Source organism: Actinacidiphila acidipaludis (assembly GCF_019890725.1).
GTDB lineage: Bacteria > Actinomycetota > Actinomycetes > Streptomycetales > Streptomycetaceae > Actinacidiphila > Actinacidiphila acidipaludis.
This window is the reverse complement of the sequence record NZ_JAINZZ010000140.1, coordinates 1-1,117: the sequence shown is the minus strand read 5'-3', so window position 1 is coordinate 1,117 and position 1,117 is coordinate 1. Positions and strand designations below refer to the sequence as shown.

Here is a 1,117-nt window from a genome sequence, read left to right as displayed (position 1 = left end):
TCCCGCCGGTGCGGAGCCGGGCCGGGTGCGCGGGCCGGTCATCACCGGCTGGTCGGCGGTCTCGCCCTACGGCATCGGACGCGAGGCCTACCTCGAAGGCGCCCGCACCGGCCGCGCGACCGTCTCCCGACTCGACCCCGAACAATGGGACGGCCCCGACGAACTCGCCTGCCTCGTCCCCGGCTTCACCCCCCGCGAGGTTCTCGGCAAGAAGGGCACCCGGTCCATGGACCGGGTCACCGGCCTCGCCGTCGCCACCGTCCGCGAACTGCTGCGGGAGGAGCGCGGCCAGGACGGCCCGTACACCGCCGACGAGAACGCGGCGCTGGTGCTGGGAACGACTACCGGCAGCGCGCAGAGCATGATGGACCTGACGCGCGACACCTTCGTCAACGAGAAGCCGTTCTACATCGACCCCTCGCAGTTCCCCAACACGGTGATGAACTGTGCGGCGGGGCAGTGCGCGATCTGGTACGGCCTCAAAGGCCCCAACACCACCGTCGCCGCAGGACGCGCCTCCGGCCTGCTCGCCCTCAACTACGCCCGCCGCCTCCTGAACGCAGGACGCGCCACCACCGTCCTGTGCGGCGCCGCCGAGGAATACTCCACCGCCCGCTCCTGGCTCGAATGGCACACCCGCCGACCCGACGAAAGCGCCACCGTCCTCGGCGAAGGCTGCGCCGTCCTCCGCCTCGACCACCCCCACACCACCACCCACACCCCCCTCGCCGAACTCATCACCGTCACCTCCACCATCACCGGACCCACCGGCACCACCCCCTCCCTCACCCAAGCCATCACCACCACCCTCCACCAAGCCGGCCTCACCCCCGCCGACATCTACGCCATCAGCCCCTCCACCCCCGCCGGCACCCCAGGCGACCACGAACGCCACGCCCTCAACACCGTCTTCCACCACCACACCCCCCACCGCATCCCCGCACCCGGACCCATCGGCGACACCGCAGCCGCCACCGCAACCTTCCAGATCATCACCCTCCTCACCCACGCCCACCACCACCCCGCACCCCCCGGACGCATCGCCCTCATCACCGCCGTCGACCGCGACGGCGTCCTCGCCTGCGCCCTCCTCCGCCTCCTCTGAACCACCACCGCC

At 71.7% G+C, this 1,117-nt stretch carries 1 protein-coding gene; it reads left to right on the top strand.

Annotation, left to right across the window (positions count from 1 at the left end):
- Positions 1-25: 25 nt before the first annotated feature.
- Positions 26-1,105, top strand: coding sequence for a beta-ketoacyl synthase N-terminal-like domain-containing protein (locus K7862_RS37035; protein ID WP_222970196.1), 1,080 nt, complete (start codon positions 26-28; stop codon positions 1,103-1,105).
- The last annotated feature ends 12 nt before the right edge of the window (positions 1,106-1,117 follow it).